The sequence below is a fragment of the Marinobacter sp. PE14 genome (assembly GCF_053566155.1).
The window spans coordinates 117,905-134,213 of the sequence record NZ_JBQXNY010000005.1 but is presented as its reverse complement, the minus strand read 5'-3'; the positions used below and the strand labels follow the sequence as shown (position 1 = coordinate 134,213).

Genomic DNA, 16,309 nt, shown 5'->3' with positions numbered 1-16,309 from the left:
TGCTTGTTACTCCTAATCTCTGGGTGGCGGCGGAGCCAGAACTTCACGGGCCCCGTTGTGGCCCGCGGCGCTTACCACGCCGGATGCTTCCATGGCATCAACCAGGTTCGCTGCCCGGTTGTACCCGATCTTGAATTTTCGTTGTACCGAGGAAATCGAAACGCGACGCCCTTCGGTAACGAATGCAACTGCCTCGTCGTAAAGGGCATCCCCTTCACTATCCCCGCCTCCTTCCGACAGGTTGGGAACACCCGGCAGGCTCTCGCCTTCGGCGCCATTGAGAACATCGTCCACATAAACGGGCTCACCCCGCGCTTTCCAGGCACTCACGACGCGATGGACCTCATCGTCATCCACAAACGCACCGTGCACGCGAACTGGCAGGCCCGACCCCGGTGGCAGGTAGAGCATGTCACCATGCCCTAAAAGCTGCTCGGCGCCGCCCTGATCCAGCACTGTGCGTGAATCAATTTTGGACGAGACCTGGAACGACATCCGGGTGGGAATGTTGGCCTTGATCAGGCCGGTGATCACATCCACCGACGGCCGCTGGGTGGCAAGGATCAGATGAATACCCGCGGCACGGGCCTTCTGGGCAATCCGGGCAATCAGTTCCTCAACTTTCTTGCCGACGATCATCATCATATCGGCGAATTCGTCGATAACGACGACAATGAACGGCAGGGTATCGAGCTCTGGCCGCTCCTGCTCGTCGTTGGCGAGGTATTCGTCCGGTTTCCAGAACGGATCCAGTAATGGTTCGCCGGCGGCCCTGGCGTCTTTAATCTTGCGGTTGTAGCCCGCGAGGTTACGGACCCCGAGGCTGGCCATCAGCTTGTACCGGCGCTCCATTTCAGCGACACACCAGCGTAGTGCGTTGGCCGCCTCCTTCATGTCGGTGACCACCGGCGCCAGCAGGTGCGGAATGCCGTCGTAGATGCTCAGTTCGAGCATCTTGGGGTCCACCATGATGAAGCGCACATCTTCGGGGCCCGCCTTCAGCAACATGCTGAGCAGCATGGCATTGACGCCGACCGATTTACCGGAACCGGTGGTGCCCGCCACCAACAGGTGCGGCATTTTGGAGAGATTGGCAACCATCGGGTTGCCTCCAATGTCGTTACCCAGTGCCAGGGTCAACGGTGAGCTGGACTCCTGAAACACCCGCGCGCCAAGCACTTCACTGAGCCGGACCATTTCCCGTTCTTCGTTGGGAATCTCGATACCAACCACAGACTTCCCGGGAATCACCTCGACCACCCGAACGCTCAGTACGGCCAATGAACGGGCCAGATCCTTTGCGAGGTTTGAAATCTTGCTGACCTTCACCCCCGGAGCGGGCTTGATCTCGAACCGGGTAATGACCGGGCCAGGATTGACCTCGACAACTTCAACGGACACCCCGAAATCCCCCAGCTTTTCTTCAAGCAGACGGGACATATGTTCCAGGGATTCTTCGGAGTAGCCTCTCTCTTTGTGTTCCTCAGGCGGGTCCAGCAGAGAAATCGGCGGAATCGGGCTCTCAATATCTTCCAGCAACGAAGGCTGCTTGCTGCCCTTGTCTTTCGACTGGGTCGGCTGTTCGTCCTTCTTGAAGGGCGAAATCTTCAGCGACCGTCCGGCAGGCTGAGGAAATGGCTCGGATTTGGCCGGTTTTCCGTCAGCGACAGGGGCCTCATCCCGTGAACTGAAACTTTCGAGCCTCGCAGGTTCTGGGTCAACTTCGGCAGAGAGACCATCCAATGCGGGCTCTTTTCGACCGGTTTCGGGCTTCGACGCGGGCTTCGGGGCTTTTGGCTTCTTCGGTCCAAAGCCAGGGATCCGCTGCCACCAGCGCGGTCTGTCGGCATCTGCTTTTTGCCGTTTGCTGTCGATGGCCGGCACACGGTCCTTGACCACCGGTGGCTCAGCTTTGGGTTCTGGTTTGGGCTCTGGTTTTTCCGGTTTCGGCTTGCCTTTAAAAAGGCTCTTGATGGCGAGACCCGCTCTGAGGGTCAAACCACCCACCTGATCCATCAGCCAGAACCAGGACAGGCCGGTGGTGACAGTCAGGGCGAAGAGGAAGATGGCAATCAGCAGGAGCGTGGTGGCCGGGAGGTTGAAAAACCGCACCATGGCATCGGCAACAGCCGTTCCCAAAACACCGCCTGAGGACGCCCCCAGACCAAACACAGAATAGAGCGACAACAGACTGGTTGCCGAGAGAAGAATCAGCAAAAAGCCACCGAAGCGCATCATGAACAGCGGCCAGTGCAGATCCAGGGAATCGTTACGCCGACGGATGAGCATCAACGCGTATCCGGCAATCATGACCGGGAACAGATAGGCAACGTGGCCGAAAAAGTCCATGAACAGGCTGGCCAGCCAGGCGCCGGTGCGACCGGCATAGTTCTGCACGCTGGTGTCATGGCCAATACTGGCCCACCCCGGATCCGAAGGGCTGAAGGTGACCAGCGCCATGGAGAGATATATACACAGGGCTATCAGAGCAATAACGGCGCCTTCACGGGCGCCCTGGGCTGCCAGGCGGCGAAAGCGCAGCTGCTTCTCTGTCAGTTCTTGTGGTGCTTTCTTCGCTTTTGCAGATTCGACCATGAATGCTCAGACGTTATCGGTGCTTGCGTTCCGAAGCGCCTGAAAGCCCCTTTCAAGATCGGTTTTCAGGTCTTCAACAGCTTCGATTCCCACGGAAAGCCTGATCAGGTTTTCCGTAATTCCGGCCCTCGCCTTATCCTCCGGAGATAATCGCCCGTGAGTCGTCGTGGCCGGATGTGTAATCGTGGTTTTAACGTCACCCAGGTTTGCCGTGATGGAAACCATTCGAGTGCCATCAATGAAGGCCCAGGCCTCTTCTCTCGCGCCCTTGAGCTGGAAGGACAACACACCACCAAATCCGGTTTGCTGTTTTTTTGCCAGCTCATGTTGCGGATGACTCTGGAGACCGGCATAGAAAACACGTTCAACCGCCGGCTGTTGCTCCAGCCACAGGGCCAACTCTAACGCATTGTCACAGTGGGCGCGCATACGAATTGGTAAGGTTTCCAGGCCCTTCTGGAATACCCAGGCGTTGAAAGGGCTCATGGTGGGACCGGCCGAACGCAAGAAGCCATAGACCTCTTCCATCATCTTTTCAGACCCGACCACCACGCCGCCCACGCAGCGGCCCTGACCATCCAGATATTTGGTTGCGGAGTGGATCACGATGTCTGCGCCCTGCTCCAACGGACGCTGAAGCACTGGCGTGCAAAAACAGTTATCAACCACGAACAGGGCGTCGTTGTCTCTTGCCAGCTGCCCCAGAGCCGCAATATCCGCCACTTCGCACAGAGGATTGGACGGCGTTTCAATAAACAGCATCCGGGTTTCAGGACGGACAGAGGCCTGCCATTCTTCCATATCTGTCAGGCTGACAAACGTGGTTTCCACGCCAAAACGCGCCATGTATTTTTGGAACAGCACGTTGGTAGTGCCGAAAACACCCCGGGAGCAGATCACATGGTCGCCGCTCTGTAACAGAGCCATGCAGGTACTCAGTATGGCGGACATACCGGAGGCCGTGGCGACCGCACGCTCACCGCCTTCCATGGCAGCGATACGGCCTTCAAATGCCTGGACCGTCGGGTTGGTAAACCGGGAGTAGATGTTGCCGGGCTCTTCACCGCCAAATCGCGCCGCCGCCTGCGCCGCACTGCCATAAACAAAGCTGGACGTGGGAAATATGGCGTCGCTGTGCTCGAGCTGTCCGGTGCGGATCTGCCCTGCCCTGACGGCCAGGGTGTCCACGGACATCCCATCCAGATCGGATTCCGGGATCCAGACAGTTTCTTCGCGGCGAAAAGTCATCTACATCTCCTGCCTGAAAGCGGCGTTCAGTCTTCGTCGTTATGCAAGTCAATAATACCGTTGTCCCCGTCAGCGCCACCGGCACTCTCGGATCGCTTTTCGTCATTGCGCAAGCCGTCAATGCGGCTCAGATAGGCTTCATCAATATCACCGGTCACGTAATCGCCGGTAAATACGGAGCACTCCCAACCCTCGACGTCATCGTTCACGTCACTGACGCAGGTTATGAGATCCTCCAGATCCTGATACAACAGCCAGTCGGCGCCGATCAGCTCCCGGATTTGCTCTACGGTGCGGCCATGGGCAATCAGCTCACTGGCGGAGGGCATGTCGATACCGTAAACGTTCGGGTAGCGCACCGGGGGCGCCGCAGACGCAAAATAGACCTTACGGGCACCAGCATCGCGCGCCATTTGGACAATTTCCTTGCAGGTGGTACCGCGAACGATGGAATCATCCACCAGCATCACGTTTTTGCCACGAAACTCAAGATCAATCGGGTTGAGCTTCTGTCGGACCGATTTCTTGCGCATCTTCTGGCCTGGCATGATAAATGTCCGGCCGATGTAGCGGTTTTTGATAAAGCCTTCCCGGAATTTCACACCCAGACGATGCGCCATCTGCATGGCTGATGTCCGGCTGGTGTCCGGAATCGGCATAACCACGTCGATATCGTGATCCGGTGTCTCGCGGAGTACTTTCTCTGCGAGGGTTTCGCCCATACGCAGACGAGCCTTGTAAACAGACACCTTGTCAATAATGGAGTCAGGCCGGGCAAAATACACGTGTTCGAAAATGCACGGGTACAGATGCGGCTGCTCAGCGCACTGGCGGGTATACAGGGTGCCGTCAGTTTCGATATAGACCGCCTCACCCGGCGCGATATCGCGCACTAGGGTGTAGCCCGCCGCGCTCAGAGCAACGCTTTCGGAGGCAATCATGTATTCCTTGCGGCCATTCTCGTCTGTGCGTTCACCATAGCAGGCAGGCCGGATACCATTCGGGTCCCGGAAGCCAACAATGCCATAGCCGGTAATCATCGCAATCACGGCGTAGGCGCCCCGGCAACGTTTGTGAACCGCACTGACCGCAGAAAAGATCTCATCCTTGGTCGGGTCCAGCTTGCCAAGCTTCTGCAGCTCATGGGCGAACACGTTCAACAGAACTTCCGAATCGGAGTTCGTGTTGATGTGGCGCAGGTCGGTCCGGAACAGGTCCTTGCTCAGATCATCAGCATTGGTCAGGTTGCCGTTGTGAGCCAGGGTAATGCCGTACGGGCTGTTCACGTAGAAGGGCTGGGCCTCGGCAGAGCTGGAGCTACCGGCCGTTGGATAGCGAACATGGCCTATACCAACGTTGCCCACCAACCGACGCATATGACGGGTATGGAAGACATCGCGTACCAGGCCATTGTCCTTGCGGAGGAAAAACCGTTCATCCTGAAATGTCACAATGCCCGCCGCGTCCTGGCCCCGGTGCTGAAGTACAGTCAGCGCATCATAGAGCGACTGATTGACGTTGGAAGTACTGACGATGCCGACAATGCCACACATGGATAAGTGTATCTCCGAGTGTTAAATCTGAATGTTAGCGGGACACGGACGCGGGTTCCACGCCTTCCTGCTCTGTAACGGAATCCGGTTCCGGCGCGTTTTCGGGCGCAGGCCCAAGAAACCGCGCAAATTCATCGCCCAGGGTCCGTCTGGACCAGTCTTCCACCACCGCCAGGCGATCAATAATGATCGAGGTGCGCCACCAGGTATCCTGAGCCAGCGGTGTGTAACGGGTAAATGCAATCGCAACGATCACCACCACCACGCCCCGCAGAAGGCCAAAACCCATACCCAGCACCCGATCGGTGGCCGACAAGCCGGTGGCCCGAATCAGATGGCCGATCATGTTGTTGATGATGGCACCGACGATGAGCGTTCCAAAGAAAAGTATGGCAAAAGCAGCAATAAGCCGGACAAGCGGCGTTTCAACCGTGCTTTCCAGCAGGGACTGCATCTGGGGGTGGAAGGTTCTGGCCAGGATGAACGCGCCCACCCAGGTCACCAGCGAGAGGGCTTCCCGTACAAAGCCCCGTTTCAGACTGATGAGGGTGGAAACTGTAATCAGGGCGATAATGACCCAGTCAATCCAGATCAGCGCTTCCATTGAAAACCCGGTGGAGAAAAGGAAGCGCGAATTCTATCAGGAAACCCCGGTTCGCCAAACCGCAAGACACACATAAACCGGATCCCGGGCGTTATTTTTCGCCGGAGGTCACCAGACTGTTAAGACCAAAGGCATCGTCCAGAGCCCTTTTGGCGGATTCGGCCTCGGTTTTCGACGTAAAGGGCCCGCTGAAGACCCTTGTCAGCGTTGTGTCGCCCCGGACAACCTCCTGAAGATGCGAGCCATAGCCCTTTTCCCGGACCTGATCCCTTAAGCGGCGGGCGTTATCGGAATTGCCGAAGCTCCCCAGCTGGACTACCCAGGCGCCTTCCAGAGACCGCTCATACTCCGCAGCTTCTGTGGCAGCGTTCTCAGAGGTTTGATCGGGTGTCTCAGCCGGCTCGCTGGCAGATTCCTGAGCGTTGTCGGTCTCGGGCTGGCCAGCATCGGACGAATCTGTTGTGTCCTGCTCCTCATCCTGGCCGGGAGCCTCTTCGAGGATGCGGTAACCCGGTGAATCACCCGCCTCCTGCGCGCCTGATGGTGCTGCCAGGTCGCTATCACTGGACTCAAGACCGTAAGACGGCGCCGGCGCCAATTCCGATTCGGGCGCTTCCACTTCAGGGAAAGGCGGCTCTTCCGGAATCTTGATGGTCGTGGACGTGCGCTCGGAATGGGGCTCATCAAAAAGCATGGGAACAAAGATAACCGCCAGGGAAACAAGTACCAGCGCCCCGATTATTCTCTGTTTCAGTCCATCCACGTTGCTAGGCTCCCAACTGTTATGACTGCGCCCCGACGGGCACCCATGCGCAGATACTAACTGGCCGGCAACCGGAACTCAAAGTGTCAGGCGCGGCCATGGACAAAGTTTAAGGCGGCCTGCCTAGCTTCAAGCTATCTTGCCAGCTAGCAGAATCTCGCGTCCTTCAGCGACCGTGAAGAAAGAACCGAACACAACCACAAGATCTGCCGGGCCAGCCACGGCCAATGCTGAAACCAACGCCTCTCGCACGGATTCAAAAGCCGGCGCCTGGATGCCCGAACCGCCCAGCCTCGCTTGCAGATCCCGACCGGACAGGCCTCTTGGCACCTTGAGACTCGACAGATACCAGGCATCAACCACGTCAACCATGGCTCTGCCCACACCTGCCACGTCCTTGTCCGCCAGGGCGCCATAAACCGCATGCACCCGTCTGCCCGGAGACTTTAGCTGGCTCAGTTGACCGGACAACCAGCTGGCAGCGTGGGGGTTATGACCAACATCCAGAAAGATATCCGGTGAGGATCCGAGACGCTCGAAACGCCCGGGCACGCTCAGACGTGAAAGCACCTGCTCAATAACTGATACCGGCAGGTTCGGTTCGAGATGGCGCATGGCGACCACGCCTGCTGCCACACTTTTGATCGGCAGGGGACCGGCCGGCAGACGAATCGCCTGGTCTTTATGGCGAAGCACCACTGCCGAAGCATCAGGGCCAGTCTGCTGCTCCGTCACCAGCTCATAATCCCGTCCCAGAAGAGCCAATTCGACTTTCTGCGCAGTGGCCTGCTGAAGCACCGAACGTGGCGGATCGGTATCGGCATAGACCGAGGGGATACCCGGCCTCAGGACCCCGGCCTTTTCAAACCCGATGACTTCGCGATTGTCGCCAAGGAAGGCAACATGATCGATGTCCACCGATGTCAGGATGGCGAAATCCGCATCCAGCACATTAACAGCATCCAGTCGCCCACCAAGACCAACTTCCAGCACCCAATCATCCAGGCCAGCCTCGGCAAAGGCCACGAAAGCGGCCAGGGTTCCGAATTCAAAATAGGTAAGGGAAACATTGCCGCGTGCAGCCTCGACCGCTTCGAACGCCCTGACAAGTGCGTCGTCGGAGATATCCTCACCATTAACGCGAACACGTTCGTTATAGCGCTGTAGATGGGGTGAGGTATAGGCGCCGGTCCGGCGACCAGCCGCGCGCAAAAGTGACTCGACAGCAGCAACCGCGCTGCCTTTGCCGTTAGTGCCAGCCACAGTGATGATCCGGGCGGACGGCTTACGCCGGAACAACCGCCGCAGAACCACAAGAACCCGGTCCAGGCCAAGATCAATCTCTGTAGGGTGTATCGCTTCCAGGTAGGTAAGCCACTGATCGACAGTGGCACCAGCCCCCGGCGAGGCCGGGGACCGGTCGGCAGGGTTACTCGGCAGGGGCATCGGTTTCGGGCTTCTCCGAGACTTCAAACTCGATGGGCTCTTCCGTTCCCGGGCGCTCGTGACCGGTAAACTTGGCCAATACATGGGCAATGCGTTCACGTAATTGATGGCGATGGAGAATCATATCGATGGCGCCATGCTCGAGAAGGAACTCACTGCGCTGGAAACCTTCCGGCAGTTTTTCACGAACCGTCTGCTCGATAACTCGCGGGCCCGCAAAGCCGATCAATGCGTTCGGCTCTGCAATGTTGAGATCGCCCAGCATGGCCAGACTGGCAGACACGCCACCGAACACGGGATCTGTCATTACCGAAATGTAGGGAATCCCCTCAAGTTTCATCCGCTCAAGCACTGCGGCCGTCTTCGACATCTGCATCAGCGACAGAATGGCTTCCTGCATCCGGGCACCGCCACTGGCCGAGAAACAAATCAGCGGAATTCGCTCCTTGAGGGCAACATTGGCTGCCTGGACGAATTTTTCGCCAACCACCTGACCCATGGAGCCGCCCAGGAAGCCAAACTCAAAGGAACAGGCAACCAAGGGCACACCGAGCGTGGTGCCTTTCATGGCCACCAGTGCATCTTTCTCACCGGTGCCTTTCTGGGCCTGAGACAGACGGTCTTTGTACCGCTTACTGTCCTTGAACTTAAGCCGATCCCAAGGCTCGAGCTCAGAGGCGATTTCTTCCCGTCCTTCCGGGTCAAGAAAAACGTCCAGACGACGGCGGGCAGTGACCCTCATGTGGTGGTTGCATTTGGGGCAAACATCCAGGTTTTTCTCAAGTTCCGGCTTGTAGAGAAAGGCGCCACATTTGGGGCACTTCTTCCATAGCCCCTCTGGCACTCCGGTTCTCTGCTTGGAATCCGAGCGAATCTTGCTCGGCATGATCTTGTCCAGCCAGTTACTCATGGTCTCATCCTGTCCTTTGACGCCTGTTTGCCCTCCTCCCTTTCATTCAGGAGGCGAGACTGTCCAGTGCTTCGCGCATCGGGTGGAGCAGATCCGTCAATGCCCGTTTGAGCTGGTCGGTATCTGCCTGATTTCTGGCTATTGTATCGACCAGGACGCTGCCAACAATTACACCATCGGATACCCGACCGACCGCTGCGGCAGTTTCCGCATCACGAATCCCGAAACCAACACCGACCGGGAGAGCTGTCAGTTCGTGAATATGATTCACCTTGGAAGCCACCTCTTCCACGTTAATAGTGGCCGATCCCGTTACACCCTTGATAGAAACATAGTACACATAACCGGAGGAGTGCTCACTGATTGCCCGGATCCGATCATCGGTAGTGGTCGGTGAGAGCAGGAATATGGCGTCGAGATTTCGCTGGGTAAATAGCGGAGCAACCTCGTCGGCCTCCTCCGGTGGCAAATCAACGGTCAGAATGCCATCGACGCCAGCATCTTTGGCAGCATCTGCAAAACGCTCGTAGCCCATGGCTTCCATCGGGTTCAGGTAGCCCATCAAAACCACCGGAGTTGCATCGTCTGACTTCCGGAACTCCTTGACCATGGAAATCACCTGTCGCAGCGAGGTTCCGTGCACCAGCGCCCGCTCACAGGCAAGCTGGATTACCGGGCCGTCTGCCATGGGGTCGGAGAACGGCACGCCCAGCTCGATAATATCTGCGCCCGCCTCAACCAGCGTGTGCATCAGATCTACCGTGACATCGGGATGCGGGTCACCGGCGGTAATATAGGGAATTAGTGCCTTCCGACCTTGTCCTTTCAGGGCCTTGAGGACCCCTTCAATTCGGCTCATGCCTGCTCCTGTTTATTCTTCAGATCTCGATGCCTTCAAGCTTGGCAACCGTGTTGATGTCCTTGTCGCCACGCCCGGAAACGTTGATAACGACGGTCTGGTCTTTATCCATGGTCGCCGCCAGTTTGATGGCATAAGCAACTGCGTGAGCGGTTTCCAGAGCGGGCATAATGCCCTCTACCCTGGTCAGCTTCCGGAATCCTTCCATGGCTTCGTCATCAGTCACGGAAACATAGTGCGCCCTACCAATATCCTTCAACCAGCTGTGCTCGGGCCCGACACCTGGATAATCGAGGCCGGCACTGACCGAATGGGTGCCCGCGATCTGGCCATTCTCGTCTTCCATAAGGTAGGTGCGGTTGCCATGAAGCACACCCGGACGGCCGGCACAGAGCGGTGCTGCGTGCTTGCCGGTTTCAATACCAAGGCCGCCCGCTTCTACACCGTAAAGCTCCACCGACTCATCAGCCAGGAACGGGTAGAACATCCCGATGGCGTTGGAGCCGCCACCGACACAGGCCACCAGCGCATCTGGCAACTTTCCGGTTTTCTCGAGAGCCTGGCGGCGAGTTTCACGTCCGATCACTGACTGGAAGTCACGGACCAGCAGTGGATACGGGTGTGGACCAGCAACGGTACCGATGATGTAGAAGGTATCGTCGACATTCGCCACCCAGTCACGCATCGCGTCATTCATGGCATCTTTCAGGGTCTTGGTACCGCCCTGGACAGAATGCACTGTTGCACCTAGCAGCTTCATACGGAACACGTTCAGAGACTGACGCTGGACATCCTCGGCACCCATGAACACATGGCACTCAAGCCCCAAACGCGCACAGACCGTGGCGGTGGCCACACCGTGCTGGCCGGCACCGGTTTCGGCAATAATCCGCTTCTTGCCGAGGAAGCTCGCAAGCAAGGCCTGGCCGATGGTGTTGTTCACCTTGTGAGCGCCGGTGTGACAAAGATCCTCACGCTTCAGCCAGATCTGGGCGCCCCCGGTTTCGCGGCTGAGGCGTTCGGCAAAATACAAAGGCGTTGGCCGGCCCACATAGTCTGCCAGTTCTTTATCAAACTGCGCCTGGAATTCCGGATCTTTCTTCAGGCGAGCGTATTCTTTCTCGAGCGTCATCAGGGAATCCATCAGAGTCTCGGAAACAAAACGCCCACCAAAGGCCCCGAAGTGACCCCGCGCGTCCGGCAGTGCGCTCAGCATTTCTTCAGTCAGTTTTACAGACACGGTGAACCTCTTTAATAAAATGAGAAATTTTCTGGATATCCTTGATGCCTTTGTCCTGTTCAACGCCGCCACTGACATCTACAGCCCAGGGTTTCACCTGCTTTACAGCGGCAAATACGTTATCAGATGACAACCCCCCGGCCAATATGATCGGAAGCGGCCGGTAGTCAGGGATCAGATCCCAGTTAAACGATTTTCCTGTGCCTCCATACCGGTCCGGATCCCAGGCGTCGACCAGCAGGCCGGATGCGTTGTAAAACTCCTCGAAGGCGGTTTCAATCTGCCCGGCCTCACGGACCCGGATGGCCTTGATCCAGCGTCGACCAAAACCGGCGCAGAAATCCGCCGATTCGTCGCCATGAAACTGCAGCAAATCCAGTGGCACCCGCTCGAGAACCGCCTCGACTTCCTGCCTGGATGGGTTAACAAATAATCCAACCACCGACATGAACGCCGGAACACGCTTTGCCAACTCGGCGGCCTGCTCCAACGACACTGATCGGGGACTGGGCTCATAAAAAACCAGACCGAGAGCGTCGGCGCCGTAATGAACAGCCCCGTCGATATCCTCGGGACGGGTAAGACCGCAAATTTTGACCCTTGCGCTCATTGGCTTGGAATCCGCTGTTTGACATGGATGTGTGTTGGGGTGAACGGACTGTTTTCGCCTCGACTGAACCACGGCCGCAGAAAGCCCGGGCCGCATTCGACAGCGGGAATCCCGAATTCCTCCGGGTACCCCACATCGACCAGATATAGACCGTGGGGAGGCGCGGTTACACCTGCAGCTGTCCTATCTCTGGCCTCCAGTATCTCATGAATCCACTCCGGTCGCTGCTTTCCCGAACCAACCGCCATCAGGGCACCGGCGATATTCCGCACCATGTGATGCAAAAACGCATTGGCCTGCACGTCTATTACGACATAATCCCGCTTCCGGGTTACCGAAATCCGTTCCAGAAACCGAATCGGTGTTCGGGACTGACACCCGGCCGCTCGGAAAGAGGAAAAATCATGTTCTCCGGCCAATGCCTGAGCGGCCTTGTGCATGCGATCTGCGTCCAGTGGGCGGAAGGTCCAGCTTACCTGGCCCCGCTGTATACCCGGGCGCACTGGATGGTTGTAGATGATGTAACGGTAACGCCGATAGGTCGCGGAAAACCGAGCATGGAAATCACCGACTCCATTTCCGGCCCAGTGCACGGAAATGTCCTCGGGCAGAGCTGTGTTTATACCCATAACCCAGGAGCGCAGGTTACGAACAGACGGAGTGTCAAAATGGGCGATCTGATAACTGGCGTGCACGCCGGCATCCGTACGGCCCGCGCACACCAGATCAACTGGATGGTCCGCAACCTTTGCCACCGCTGCCGTCAGTTCTGCTTCTACCGATCGGACACCGGATTTCTGAAGCTGCCAGCCATGAAATCCACGCCCATCATATTCGAAGGCAAGTGCGACGCGGCCCGCGCCTAAGGCGTTATCGGTGGTGAGCTGCTGAGTCTCGAGAAACAAGTGCGAATCCGAAGAGAGTGGTTCTATAAAAACAAAGCGCCGACCTTGTTGCCGGGAAGAAACCCGGCGGCCGGCGCTTGCTACCTGTCAGATCCGATTATAACGGATCAGGACAGATTTTTAAGGAGGTCTTGCGCCTCTGCTTTCTGATCTTCGTTTCCTTCAAGGGAGACTTCTTCCAGAATGTCGCGAGCTCCGTCAGCGTCACCCATCTCGATGTAGGCCCGCGCGAGATCCAGCTTGGTCGCGGCCTCATCGGTTCCAGCCAGGAAGTCGAAATCGTCTTCGTCACCGAGTTCGCTTTCCTCAATGTCCGCAGCCTGCGATTTGCGCGACTCATCGGAAACCTCATCAGACGCAACTGGGAGATCGAGATCATTCTCAGGTGTCTCCGAGTCTTCTAGCTCATCGGTTACACCCAGTTGCTCAAGATCCTCTGCGTCTTCAACAGTCTGTTCAGGATCCGATTCTTCTGCATCGCCCTCACCGAGCGTGTCCTCAAGACCAAGCTCTTCATCGAGTGACGCTTCTTCACTCTCCTCGGGATTGGCTGAATCGGCCGAATCGGAAAACTCTTCCATCAGGGCCAGGTCTTCATCGGAGACATCGAGTTCCAGATCATCCAGCGAAGATTCTTCCATTTCACTGCCACCAATCTCGTCTTCTTCACCGGCCACCTTGTCCAGTTCCGCATCGAGCTCGTCCAGGAATGACTCGTCCAACGAATCAATGTCGGATTCGCCGTCAGTATCAGCATCCTGCTCCGAGACTTCCTCAGATGTGGTTTCCGGCTTTCCTGCTGGTTGCTCCTCCGCCAGGTCTCCTTCGTCCAGATCACCCTCTTCCAGATCAAGGCTCAGGTCGTCATCAGAATCGTCGAGCCCCTGATCTCCGCCGGATGGCTTTTCAGAGTCCGCTTCGAATTCCGAAGACAGATCCCAGTCTGTGGACTCCTCAAGCTCAGAGGTGTCTTCGGTCGAAGGCTTTTCTTCATCCGATTCCAGCTCCAGACCCGACAGATCGTATTCGATCATGTCGTCCCGGCTTTCCTCTTTGTCCTCTTCAGACACGTCCTCCTTGGTCGACTTGGAGGTCTCGGATTCGTCAAGCTCATCAAGCTCGAAATCGGAGAAATCAGTCTCTGAAAGATCTGAATCGAAGTCACCAAACTCGTTCTCGGCCGGCTCTTCTTTCTCGGAATCAAACTGATCGGCAAGAAGCTCGTCAGATTCCGGCCTACCCTGCTTCTCAGTTGACTCATCACCAATTTCTTCAGAATCAAAGGACGTAGCAAACGAATCGGAACGCAACTCAGACTCAAGGTCATCAATGCTGGGCATCGACTCCGCCTCTTCCAGCCGCTCGCGCAGCTCGTTCGCGGTGGTCAGCGCTTCTTCATCGTCCAGAGCCTCGACCTCTCCGAATTGTTTTTCGAAAGAGTCGCGATCCTGGGTATCGGCATAGACACCCAGCAGCTTCAGGCGCAGATCGGTGCGACTGGGCTCACGGGAAATTGCGGTTTCCAGAGCTTGGGCAGCCCGATCATGCTGGCCGTAGGCAATGTAAGAGTCAGCCTCCGCCAGGGCGTCGCCTGCCGCTGACTGCTGATCCTCTTCATCCAGGCTCAGATCAAAGGAATCCGTTTCTTCGTCGGTTTCATTGTTCAGCTGTTCGTAAAACGCCTTTTCCCGGTTTGCATTGCGACGAGCAAGCAGCAGGAGAAGCAACAGGAGAACGATCAGACCGCCACCAAGGGCAATCTGATACATCGGATTGCCAGTAATGGCATCAATAACGTTGCCGGGGAACCCTTTGTCGGCAGCCGGAGCCTGTTGAGCAGGCTTGGGCGCAGGCTCGGCGGACTGCTCTGTTTGTGTCGGGGCTGGCTCCGCCGCTTCAGTCTCTTCAACCGCATCGTCAGCGGCCACATCCACCGACTCATCCGCTCCAGACATATCCGCCTGTTCTGATGCGTCACCGGCATCGGCACCCATCTGATCATCGGCTCCTTGACCGGAACCGACCATTTCGTCAGTTTCGTCGACCATGGCCTCGGACTCGGCCATATCGGCTGATTCGCCCGAACCTTCGGCACCTTCAGCTTCACCGTCCATCATGTCAGCATCAACAGCAGTAGCCGTATCACCTTCAGCGGCATCGTCCATGGCGACAGACGCCTCTGCCCCGCCATCGTCAACCTGACCTTCAACGGGTGCGGGCTGCTCTGCCGTTTCATCACCGGCAGTCTGCTGCATTTCAGCAAGCTGGGTATTTTTGAGCTCAAGCAGGCGCTGCAGAGTCTGCACCTGATCCTGCAGATCCTCGACGCGACTGTTCAGCTCATTGTTCTCACGGCGCGCGCTTTCAAGCTCTTCCATCGCGACCGCTGTGCCGGCATCAACGCCGCCAGGGAGTTCGCTGTCACCGCCTGCGGAGCCACTTTCGCTGGACTCACTACCGGCATCCTCAGAGACCACCAGTTTCAGCTCATCGCCTCCGGCACCAGCCTGCTGCTGAGGCGCAGACGCCGGCTGCTGCTCCGCGGTTGCATCCACAGTGCGCTGGGGAGACTGGAATTCCTGATTCTGCTGGGCAACCACGCGGGTAGCTTCAGCGCGAGTGCGACTCTGGATCTGATCCAGAGACGGGACGCGCAGCACTTCGCCGCGCTTCAGGCGATTGATGTTATTGCCAATGAATGCGTTCGGGTTCAGGTCCTGGATTGCCAGCATGACCTGCTGCATCGAGACACTGTTGTTTGGACGCACCTGAGAGGCGATGGTCCACAGAGTGTCTGAAGCTCCGGTGGGCCCGAATGTATTGGCCTGATATCCGGAACCCAGCGACTGTTCTGCCTGAGCCTGGCGACGAACTGACTCGGCACTGCGAGTGGTCGTCGGCTGGCTGGTTGTCTGGGACGTGGAGACTGTTGGAGTGCTGACCTGTTCCTGCACGCCCGACTCTTCCGCGTATACGGGTGGATCCACCAGCACGGCGTATTCCCGCATTAACCGGCCATTTGGCCAGGTCAACTCGAGCAGGAAGTTGAGGTACGGCTCCCTCAGCGGCTCACGCGAGGAAACATTGACAATGAGACTGCCATCATTGCCGGTGACCACCTGGAACCTGAGCTTGCTGAGAAACTGGTTGCGATCCAGCCCCACCCGCTCATATGACTGTTCCGAGGCAATATTGACGAACACGTCCGCTGGATTGACGCCACGGCTTTGGGGCAGAACAATCTCTGCGTCCAGTGGCTCGTTCAGATAGGACTGAAGTTCTATTTCACCCAGCCCCAGGGCCTGTGCGACGCCGGATCCGAGCCCTCCCGCCAGAGCCAGGGCAACCGCAAGCTTGCGTACCTTCATGCTTTTTCCTTTCCAGTCTCCGTTATTCGTTACTGCTCTCTTTCAAACAGAATCGGACGAGGTTGGATGACTTCCGTCTGGATAATTCTCGTTATTATGTGTTCTTTTTAATTTTCAGTCCGGCAAGTATTGTTGATAAAACCTCTTTTATCAATCAATCAGCCGCAATCCTTGTACCATTTTTTTATCAATCGCGCGGAACTACCTA

At 57.1% G+C, this 16,309-nt stretch carries 12 protein-coding genes; all 12 read right to left on the bottom strand.

Features of this window, described 5'->3' with window-relative positions:
• Positions 1–12 precede the first annotated feature (12 nt).
• The 12 genes from ACWJ62_RS16615 to ACWJ62_RS16560 all read right to left on the bottom strand — a co-directional run bounded on the left by ACWJ62_RS16615 (position 13) and on the right by ACWJ62_RS16560 (position 16,101).
• A complete protein-coding gene (locus ACWJ62_RS16615) occupies positions 13–2,595 on the bottom strand; it encodes a DNA translocase FtsK (RefSeq protein ID WP_449287196.1) in 2,583 nt (860 codons plus the stop codon).
• A 6-nt stretch (positions 2,596–2,601) separates the two neighbouring features.
• Positions 2,602–3,843 carry an O-succinylhomoserine sulfhydrylase gene (locus ACWJ62_RS16610; protein WP_449287195.1) on the bottom strand — a complete coding sequence of 414 codons (1,242 nt, stop codon included), beginning with the start codon at positions 3,841–3,843 and terminating at the stop codon, positions 2,602–2,604.
• 26 nt (positions 3,844–3,869) lie between these two features.
• Entirely contained in the window at positions 3,870–5,396 is a 1,527-nt protein-coding gene (gene purF / locus ACWJ62_RS16605) for an amidophosphoribosyltransferase (RefSeq protein WP_449287194.1), read from the bottom strand.
• Positions 5,397–5,430: 34 nt separating this feature from the next.
• On the bottom strand, positions 5,431–6,000 hold the full coding sequence (locus ACWJ62_RS16600; protein WP_008171742.1) for a CvpA family protein: 570 nt from the start codon (positions 5,998–6,000) through the stop codon (positions 5,431–5,433).
• 91 nt (positions 6,001–6,091) lie between these two features.
• Positions 6,092–6,763, bottom strand: a complete 672-nt coding sequence (locus ACWJ62_RS16595) for an SPOR domain-containing protein (RefSeq protein WP_449287193.1) — start codon at positions 6,761–6,763, stop codon at positions 6,092–6,094.
• 129 nt (positions 6,764–6,892) lie between these two features.
• Positions 6,893–8,209 (bottom strand): bifunctional tetrahydrofolate synthase/dihydrofolate synthase, encoded by a 1,317-nt coding sequence (gene folC / locus ACWJ62_RS16590; RefSeq protein ID WP_449287192.1) that lies wholly within the window; start codon positions 8,207–8,209, stop codon positions 6,893–6,895.
• Positions 8,193–9,119, bottom strand: coding sequence for an acetyl-CoA carboxylase, carboxyltransferase subunit beta (accD, locus tag ACWJ62_RS16585; protein WP_449287191.1), 927 nt, complete (start codon positions 9,117–9,119; stop codon positions 8,193–8,195). Before accD ends, folC begins: the two co-directional genes overlap by 17 nt.
• 46 nt (positions 9,120–9,165) lie before the next feature.
• Positions 9,166–9,978 carry a tryptophan synthase subunit alpha gene (trpA, locus tag ACWJ62_RS16580; RefSeq protein ID WP_449287190.1) on the bottom strand — a complete coding sequence of 271 codons (813 nt, stop codon included), beginning with the start codon at positions 9,976–9,978 and terminating at the stop codon, positions 9,166–9,168.
• A 19-nt stretch (positions 9,979–9,997) separates the two neighbouring features.
• A complete protein-coding gene (gene trpB, locus ACWJ62_RS16575) occupies positions 9,998–11,194 on the bottom strand; it encodes a tryptophan synthase subunit beta (RefSeq protein ID WP_449287309.1) in 1,197 nt (398 codons plus the stop codon).
• Between the two features lie 4 nt (positions 11,195–11,198).
• Complete coding sequence (locus tag ACWJ62_RS16570; protein ID WP_449287189.1) at positions 11,199–11,828, bottom strand: phosphoribosylanthranilate isomerase; 630 nt, start codon at positions 11,826–11,828, stop codon at positions 11,199–11,201.
• Positions 11,825–12,733, bottom strand: a complete 909-nt coding sequence (gene truA / locus ACWJ62_RS16565; RefSeq protein WP_449287188.1) for a tRNA pseudouridine(38-40) synthase TruA — start codon at positions 12,731–12,733, stop codon at positions 11,825–11,827. The genes ACWJ62_RS16570 and truA overlap by 4 nt, the downstream gene beginning before the upstream one ends.
• Before the next feature lie 107 nt (positions 12,734–12,840).
• The gene (locus tag ACWJ62_RS16560) at positions 12,841–16,101 is read right to left on the bottom strand and encodes a FimV/HubP family polar landmark protein (RefSeq protein WP_449287187.1); all 3,261 of its coding nucleotides are present in this window, start codon (positions 16,099–16,101) and stop codon (positions 12,841–12,843) included.
• Between the last annotated feature and the right edge of the window lie 208 nt (positions 16,102–16,309).